This window comes from Candidatus Obscuribacterales bacterium (assembly GCA_036703605.1).
GTDB lineage: Bacteria > Cyanobacteriota > Cyanobacteriia > RECH01 > RECH01 > RECH01.
This window is the reverse complement of sequence record DATNRH010000336.1, coordinates 1-7,888: the sequence shown is the minus strand read 5'-3', so window position 1 is coordinate 7,888 and position 7,888 is coordinate 1. Positions and strand designations below refer to the sequence as shown.

Annotated in this window: 7 protein-coding genes; 3 read left to right on the top strand and 4 right to left on the bottom strand. The window is 55.2% G+C overall.

Annotation, left to right across the window (positions count from 1 at the left end):
• The coding region (locus V6D20_07070; GenBank protein HEY9815545.1) for an AAA family ATPase at positions 1 to 2,044 on the bottom strand (2,044 nt) is incomplete at its 3' end.
• A 363-nt stretch (positions 2,045 to 2,407) separates the two neighbouring features.
• Here V6D20_07070 and cysC point away from each other — a divergent pair.
• A complete protein-coding gene (gene cysC, locus V6D20_07065) occupies positions 2,408 to 2,944 on the top strand; it encodes an adenylyl-sulfate kinase (protein HEY9815544.1) in 537 nt (178 codons plus the stop codon).
• 48 nt (positions 2,945 to 2,992) lie between these two features.
• On the opposite strand, the gene V6D20_07060 is transcribed toward cysC, so the two are convergent.
• From V6D20_07060 to ctpA, 3 genes are all read right to left on the bottom strand, one after another.
• On the bottom strand, positions 2,993 to 3,289 hold the full coding sequence (locus tag V6D20_07060) for a hypothetical protein (GenBank protein ID HEY9815543.1): 297 nt from the start codon (positions 3,287 to 3,289) through the stop codon (positions 2,993 to 2,995).
• A 139-nt stretch (positions 3,290 to 3,428) separates the two neighbouring features.
• Entirely contained in the window at positions 3,429 to 4,700 is a 1,272-nt protein-coding gene (locus tag V6D20_07055) for an HD domain-containing protein (GenBank protein HEY9815542.1), read from the bottom strand.
• Positions 4,675 to 5,910, bottom strand: coding sequence for a carboxyl-terminal processing protease CtpA (gene ctpA / locus V6D20_07050; GenBank protein HEY9815541.1), 1,236 nt, complete (start codon positions 5,908 to 5,910; stop codon positions 4,675 to 4,677). Before ctpA ends, V6D20_07055 begins: the two co-directional genes overlap by 26 nt.
• A gap of 394 nt (positions 5,911 to 6,304) precedes the next feature.
• Between ctpA and V6D20_07045 the strand changes: the two genes are divergently transcribed.
• Together V6D20_07045 and petD are read left to right on the top strand one after the other, a co-directional pair.
• Positions 6,305 to 6,973 carry a cytochrome b6 gene (locus V6D20_07045; GenBank protein ID HEY9815540.1) on the top strand — a complete coding sequence of 223 codons (669 nt, stop codon included), beginning with the start codon at positions 6,305 to 6,307 and terminating at the stop codon, positions 6,971 to 6,973.
• A gap of 141 nt (positions 6,974 to 7,114) precedes the next feature.
• Positions 7,115 to 7,597 (top strand): cytochrome b6-f complex subunit IV, encoded by a 483-nt coding sequence (gene petD, locus V6D20_07040; GenBank protein HEY9815539.1) that lies wholly within the window; start codon positions 7,115 to 7,117, stop codon positions 7,595 to 7,597.
• Positions 7,598 to 7,888: the final 291 nt, after the last annotated feature.

Sequence of the window (7,888 nt, the reverse complement as noted above, 5' to 3'; positions counted from 1 at the left end):
ACCAGCGCTGGAGCAGGGCGGGGGTGATCCGCAGGGGTGTTTGGGTCACGGTTACGGTTAGATCTGCGCTGTAGCCATTGGTTTCCAGGAGCGATCGCAGCTTATCTGCCGTCCAGGTAAGACGTAGATCTTCAGATTGATACATCGCCTCTTCCGCCATAGAAACCTGTGAATACAGATTGTCTGGAAAGCGATCGAGCAGCGCATAGAGTCGTTGCGTTTGCTGGGGAATCGATTCGGCGAACACCAGTTGTCCATCCGCCTGCAGCCAAGCCCGCAGGGAGGTAAGAAGTTGGGCTGGATCTATCGTGGTCATGATCGCATTGCGACCCAAGAGGCGATCGCCCCGCAGATCCGGTTGATGCTCTGCCAGCCAATGGCCTAGATCAGTGGCGGCGACGGGGAGAATCATCGGTCGTCGTAGGTCGGGTAAGGCGTTGGCCTGTTCTTGGAGTGCTTTTTGATCGTTGGTCTGGGCAACGCAAACATAGACACCGCCCTCGGGCACTTGGCGCACCGCCTCCCAGGTCAGCAAGCCACTGCCGCCATTGAGGGCAATCACCACATGATGGCGCTGCAGGTGTGCCAGATCAAACAGGCGATCGCGCACTTGGGCCAGATGATGCCCCTGTTGGCTGAGCGATCGCTGCACCCAGCGATCGGTGGAGACATCGGCAGGGCTAAAGGTCAACACCTCGGGAGCGTCGCTGCTGTCCACCAAAGCGGCCAACTGGGCCTCGCGCTGCCGGGCCACCTGCTGCTGAATCTGGTGTTCGTAGCCCTGGTCAGAGGGTTGGTAAAACACCTGGCCCTGGAGGCTGCTGGGCAGATACTGCTGGGCGACCCAATGGTCGCGGTAGGCGTGGGGATAGAGGTACCCAGCTCCATGACCAAAGCTATGCTTGTCGCGGCTGTCGTCCCGCAGGGGATTGGGCACCTCCGCTTCCCGCTCCTGCTCCACGGCTGCGAGGGCATCGAAGAAACCCATGATGCTGTTGGACTTGGCCGCCATAGCTAGGTAGAGGGTGGCTTGGGCTAGGGGATAGCGTCCCTCGGGCATCCCTATCCGATCGAAGGCTTGGGCACAGGCATTGACGATGGCGATCGCTTGGGGATCGGCTAAACCCACGTCTTCACTGGCAAGAATCACCAGCCTGCGGAAAATAAAGCGCGGATCTTCTCCGGCATAGACCATGCGGGCCAGCCAATAGAGCGCCGCATCAGGATCCGATCCGCGCACGCTTTTGATGAAGGCGCTGATGATATCAAAATGGGCGTCTCCCTCTTTGTCGTAGAGCACCGCCCGCTGCTGAATCGAATCCTCGGCAACCGCTAGGGTGATATGCAGGATGCCCTGATCGTTGGGGCTCGTGGTTTCTACTCCCAGTTCCAAGGCATTCAGCAAAGCGCGGGCATCGCCGTTGGCTACATGAATCAAATGCTCTAGGGCATCAGGATCGAGCTGGACGGAGCGATCGCCATAGCCCCGTTCAGGATCGTCCAAGGCTTGGTGAACTACTTGGCGCAGATCATCGTCGGTTAGGGGCTTAAGCTGAAAGACCCGCGACCGGCTGACTAACGCTTTATTGACTTCAAAATAGGGATTTTCCGTCGTCGCGCCAATCAGAATTACCGTACCGTTTTCCACCCAGGGCAGCAGGGCGTCTTGCTGAGCCTTGTTGAACCGATGCACTTCATCCACAAATAGGATGGTGCGCTGGCCATACATGCCGCGCTGGTCTTGGGCCGAGGCGATCGCCTCCCGAATATCCTTCACCCCGGCTAGAACGGCATTCAGAGGAATAAACTGGGCGCGGGTGGTGTTGGCCACGATCTGGGCCAGGGTGGTTTTGCCGGTGCCCGGTGGGCCAAAGAAAATTAGGGAGGAAAGCTGATCGGCTTCAATGGCCCGACGCAGCAACCGCCCCGGCCCAATGATCGCATCCTGACCCACAAAATCATCGAGGGTACGGGGGCGCATCCGGGCGGCCAGGGGTGCTTCAGTGGACAGCAGGCGCTGACGATGCTGCTCAAATAAGGTCATAGGGGGATGGGGGCAAGGGGAGAGCGATCGCCCGATGTTGGCAGGACGTTGGGATGGCGTTGAGACTGGGGACGAATCTCCCTAAGGATCGGCGTGATCCATGGGATCCATCTTGGATCGAGCAGGGCTTAGCGTTAACGTCCTGAACAAGGGAGATATGGGGGGATAGAGGTAGGCAGGGGACCTATCTCAGCGTCTCTGATCCCTAGAGTTGTTGGGCAAACCTCGGTAAAAACGACGCATTTCTACACAAAAACGACGTAGTATCAAAAAGGCTTGTTTGTCAGGGTTAGGAAGCAGGCACTGCGGGGCAGACCAAGCCACCTAGCCGAATTATGTATGTGTACCACGAGGATGAACGTTATGGCAGCAAATCAACGCGGGGTCACCGTTTGGTTTACGGGATTGAGCGGAGCCGGCAAAACGACGATTCGTATGGCGGTTGAGGAGAAGCTAAGAGCACAAAACTATGCCCTAGAAATTTTAGATGGGGATATTGTGCGCGAGAACCTCACCAAAGGGCTGGGCTTCAGCAAGGAAGACCGTGACGAAAACATCCGCCGTATTGGTTTTGTGTCCCATCTGCTCACGCGCAACGGTGTGATTGTTTTGGTCTCTGCCATCTCTCCCTACCGCGACATTCGTGATGAGGTTCGCCAAAAAATTGGTGATTTTGTAGAGATTTTTGTGAATGCTCCCCTCGAAGTTTGCGAAGATCGCGACGTGAAGGGACTGTATAAGCGGGCCCGTGCTGGCGAAATTAAGCAGTTCACGGGGATTGATGATCCCTATGAAGCTCCTCTCAAGCCAGATATTGAATGCCGTACGGATCTGGAAACCCTGGAGGAAAGCACCGAGAAGGTGCTAGCTGGGCTAAAATCCCTCGGCTATTTGAACTAGATCACTCTAGGTCAATCTATGGGGCGGGGCAGGCCCGCCCGAGCCAGGCTACCTCATGCGGGTCAGGGCCGTGACGCGATCGCTGTTGTTGATCACGCCGGCCCCTTGGATGTGCAATAAAGGTGGCTTCACTTCAACTTTCAATACCGTCTCAGACCGAATCATGACGGTTTGGTCGGGTAGGTGAAACACCCAGAGAGGCTGCTGAAGAAGCTGTTCTAGATCGATGGCTGGATCTTGCTCCTCGGCGTCGAGGCCGGCGATCGCGTCAAAAATATTGAAGGATTCACTGCTGCCGTCTAGATAGTAGACGGTTAGTTGGGTAACACTGTCTTGACTTTGCATAGATTCAAGCGGATGGATACCTGAACGAACATTTAAGGATAGGGCATAGCTCCCACTCCTGCTGCTACTCTACCCAGATTCCCAGGCGATCGCTCCTGACTGCTTACAAAGATTCAGATTTGGAGTTCAGATCTGGGATTTAGATGGAGGTGCAGCGGGCAGCGGCAACCGATTCGGTGATATCCACTTCGCGGGGATAGATCAGCCAGTGCCGAGGGACGTCCTGGGCTAGGGTGGTGACCAAGGGAGATAGGTCACTGATGTCCCTGAGTCCATCGGCGGTTTGGATTTGGATGCCTCGTTGATAGAGCGTATAGCCACGGCTGACGGTGGTGCGTAAACCGGCGTAGCATCGGCTAGCCCAGCCGGCTTGCTCTAGCTGGTTGTGAACAGCGGCGAGGATGTCCTGCTGTTCCCTAGGGCTGTAGGCGGTGAGGTCTTGGGTTTTGAGCAGATCTCGATGGATAAACCGTCGGCATAAGTCCGCCAACACGGGGTCAGGATGCTGCTGCCAGCGCTGCAGGTGGTAGAGAAAAACGCCATCGTCGGTGGCTAGGTATTGCTCTAGGGTCAGGTGATCCACCTGGTGTAGCCAGGCGGTGACGGTGTCATCGGCGGTCAGGGACGACTGCTGGCGAGCCCGATCCATCGCTTGCTGCAGCACCCAGGTGGCGGCTAGGTTTTTGGGATGGTTATACACTTGGGCATACATGAAGTAGCGCACGATCAGGTAATGTTCGATGGCCGCCATGCCTTTGCGCTGCACGATCAGTTGCTGGCTGGCGGGATCGTAGTCTAGGGCCAGCAGGATGCGATCGATGTCCAAGCTGCCGTAGGAGGCTCCGGTCATGTAGCTGTCGCGCATCAGGTAATCAAGGCGATCGCAGTCGAGCTGACTCGATACCAGTTGCCAGATGCAGGGGATAGGATGCTCCTTGCTGTAAATCTGCTGCAGTTGCTGGATCAAGGTCGGATTAAAGGCATCCAAAAGGTGGCGCACCGATGGGGATTCCTTCAAAATCCGCAGCGTCCATACTTCGTGGTGGCAGCCAAAGATCTCTTCGCTGGTGTGGCTAAAGGGGCCATGTCCCACGTCATGCAGCAGGGCAGCACAGAGGACGGCTGCGCGATGAGGTCGCAGCTCATGGTGGCGATTGGCTAGGTGATCGAAGGCCCGACGAGCGATCGCCAGCACGCCCAGGGAATGGGTAAACCGGGATGACTCTGCCCCATGAAAGGTGAGGCTGGCAGGGCCCAGTTGGCGAATGCGTCGTAACCGCTGCAGGGCTGGAGTATCGATCAGTTGAATCAACAGCCACTCCACTGGGTCACTGCGATCAAGGGCGATCGCTCCATGGAGTGGGTCGTGATAGGTGCGACTGAGGTTAGGCAGCGTTGGCCACGACGGCATGGTTGGTCAGCAGGTCTACCGCTGCTCGATATTGCGGATCGCGATCGGTGCCAAAGTCTTCGCGGTTGAGGGCGATGGGTTGCACCACTAGATCGGGTTGAATGCCCTGACGGTTGATGTCGTGGTGGTCGGGGGTCTCATACTTAGCAATGGTGACGGCAAGACCTGAGCCATCAGATAGGTTGAACAAGGACTGAATGAGACCCTTGCCAAAGGTGCGCTCGCCCACCAGCTTAGCCCGCTGCTGATCCTGCAGGGCTCCTGCCAAAATTTCGCTAGCACTAGCTGTACCTTGGTTGACCAGCACGGCCAGCGGCGCGTCGGTGAGTGATTCACCGTTGGCTTCCACCGTATCGAGCACGCCTTGACGATTCACGGTGTAGACAATCGGCCCTTCGTCAAGCCACAGTTGCGCCACTTCAATGCCGGCCTGCAGCAGCCCTCCGGGATTGTTGCGCAGGTCAAGAATATAGCCATCCACCGGTGCCGCTTCAAATTCAGCGATCGCATCGGCCACCGTGACCGCCGCGTTGGCGTTGAACTGTTTTAGGCGAATGTAGCCAATCTGCGAGCCATCCGACTGAATGCGCAGGTCTGCATACACCGGGTTGAGGGTGATGCGATCGCGCACTAGGGTTAGATCAAAGGCTGGCTCTTCGTCCCGAGCAATGGTCAACGTTACGGGACTGCCAATCACCCCGCGCATATGATCCGCCGCTTCATCCAGGGTGAGATCCCGAGTCGGTCTGCCGTCGATTTGCATGATGCGATCGCGGGGTTGAATACCTGCCTGATCTGCTGGCGACGCTTCAATGGGAGCAATCACCTGCAGGTCGCCGGTTTCCATATCCTTGGCAATTTGCAGGCCCACGCCGGTCAGCTCACCCGAGGTGTTGGTGCGCAGACTCCGGTATTGATCGGGCTTCAGCAGCCGCGTGAATGGGTCATCCAGGCTCGCCAACATCTGCTGGATGGCATCGTAGGTGGCATCGCGATTGGGTAGGGGTTGTCGGAGCGATCGCTGCCGCACAAACCACCAATTTTGATGATTAAAGGTGTCGTCTACATAGGTGCGATCGACAATGCGCCACACCTCACTTAAAAGCTGCTGTTCATCACTAAAGGCATAGCTTCCTGGAACAGCAAGTCCAAGAACCACACCCAGCATCACGATGAAAGAAAGGCTAATTTGAAAAAGGCGGTTTCTCATATATCAAATCTTAGCCTTGATCGAAAAAGATTGGCTAGGGCTCAACGAGAAGTGACCCCAGATGCCTAGATCTGGGCTACATCTATGGGTTGGGGAGGAGAGGGCAGAACCGGGGCAAACCCAAGATGGGTAGGGGGCTTAGGGACTGCTGGCAAGGCTGATGCACAACGCGGGAGCGATCGCTGCTTCTGGTTGATGCTGGTTCATCGAGTACCCACACTTTTTAACATTAGGAACCCGTCGGGGATGAAAATGGAATAAGTTGTTATGAAATGTAACAATTGCAGTAGACTATGGATTGGAAAAGCCAGGATTCAGTGGCTCAGCCTGTAGATTTGCATGAGTGCTATGTTACATTTTTTAGTAACAATGCTTTGTTTGGAACTCTGGCTTCATGTTTACTAAACAGGTAACTGACTCAAAAGTTTACCAGTGGTTTAATGAGCGGCTTGAAATTCAAGCCCTCGCGGATGACATCAGCAGCAAGTATGTCCCGCCCCACGTCAACATCTTTTATTGCTTGGGCGGTATTACGCTAACTTGCTTCGTTATCCAGTTCGCTACTGGATTCGCAATGACGTTTTATTACAAACCAACCGTCACCGAGGCCTTTGCATCCGTGCAATACCTCATGACCGACGTGAATTTTGGTTGGTTGATTCGCTCCATCCATCGCTGGTCTGCCAGCATGATGGTGCTGATGATGATCCTGCACGTGTTTCGGGTATACCTCACCGGTGGGTTCAAAAAGCCCCGTGAGCTAACCTGGGTGACCGGCGTGATCTTGGCGGTGATCACTGTGACCTTCGGGGTAACGGGTTACTCGCTTCCTTGGGATCAGGTGGGCTACTGGGCTGTGAAAATTGTGTCTGGCGTACCGGAAGCTATTCCGATCGTGGGTACCACCATGGTGGAATTCCTGCGGGGTGGTGCTAGCGTGGGTCAACCAACGCTCACCCGCTTCTACAGCCTGCATACCTTTGTACTACCTTGGCTGATTGCAGTGTTCATGCTGCTGCACTTCTTGATGATCCGCAAGCAGGGGATTTCGGGCCCGTTGTAAGGCCAGCCTCTGTTAGGCTTTGCTAACGTTAGGCGACCCTCTATCAACGTGTCTGATAGACTGAATCTTAACGATACATTGGTCTTCATATCCTTCCTATAGCCTTTTATTCCAGAGATTTAAGGAGAACCCTGCAGAATCATGTCAATTCTCAAAAAACCGGATCTCAGTGATCCCAAGTTACGCGAGATGCTGAAGCAAGGCATGGGGCACAACTACTACGGTGAGCCTGCCTGGCCGAATGACCTTCTCTACACCTTCCCGGTGGTGATCTTGGGAACCATTGCCTGCTGTGTTGCTCTCGGTGTGCTAGATCCAGCACTCGTGGGTGAGCCAGCAGATCCCTTCGCTACCCCCCTCGAAATTTTGCCCGAGTGGTATCTCTATCCCGCGTTTCAAATCCTGCGGGTTGTACCCAACAAGCTCTTGGGCATTGCTCTACAAACCGCGATTCCCGTTGGCTTGATGTTGATTCCGTTCATTGAAAACGTGAACAAGTTCCAAAACCCCTTCCGCCGTCCCTTGGCAACCACCGTATTCTTGTTTGGTACTGTGGTTACCCTGTGGCTGGGTATTGGTGCAACCTTCCCCATCGACACTTCGTTGACCCTGGGCCTGTTCTAATCTGTCGTCGTTAAAGTCTGGTTAGATTGGCTCATCGTTCAATAGCCCGTGCATAGGTTGAGACCTTGACAGACTCAGCTGATGCGCGGGCTTCGCTGTATCTATCCAGGTTCTCAACCACAGATGGCTGACCGTCTAACAAGTGGGAGGATGTAGCGATTGGCAAGCCTTTCGACGTCGCTCCATGCTCCAATGTAGGGTGCTGTTAGGCGAAGCCGTAACGCACGGTTAATGAGGCTTGGATGCGTTACGCTGTCGCTTTAGCGAAGCCATGCCGGAGGCTATACACAT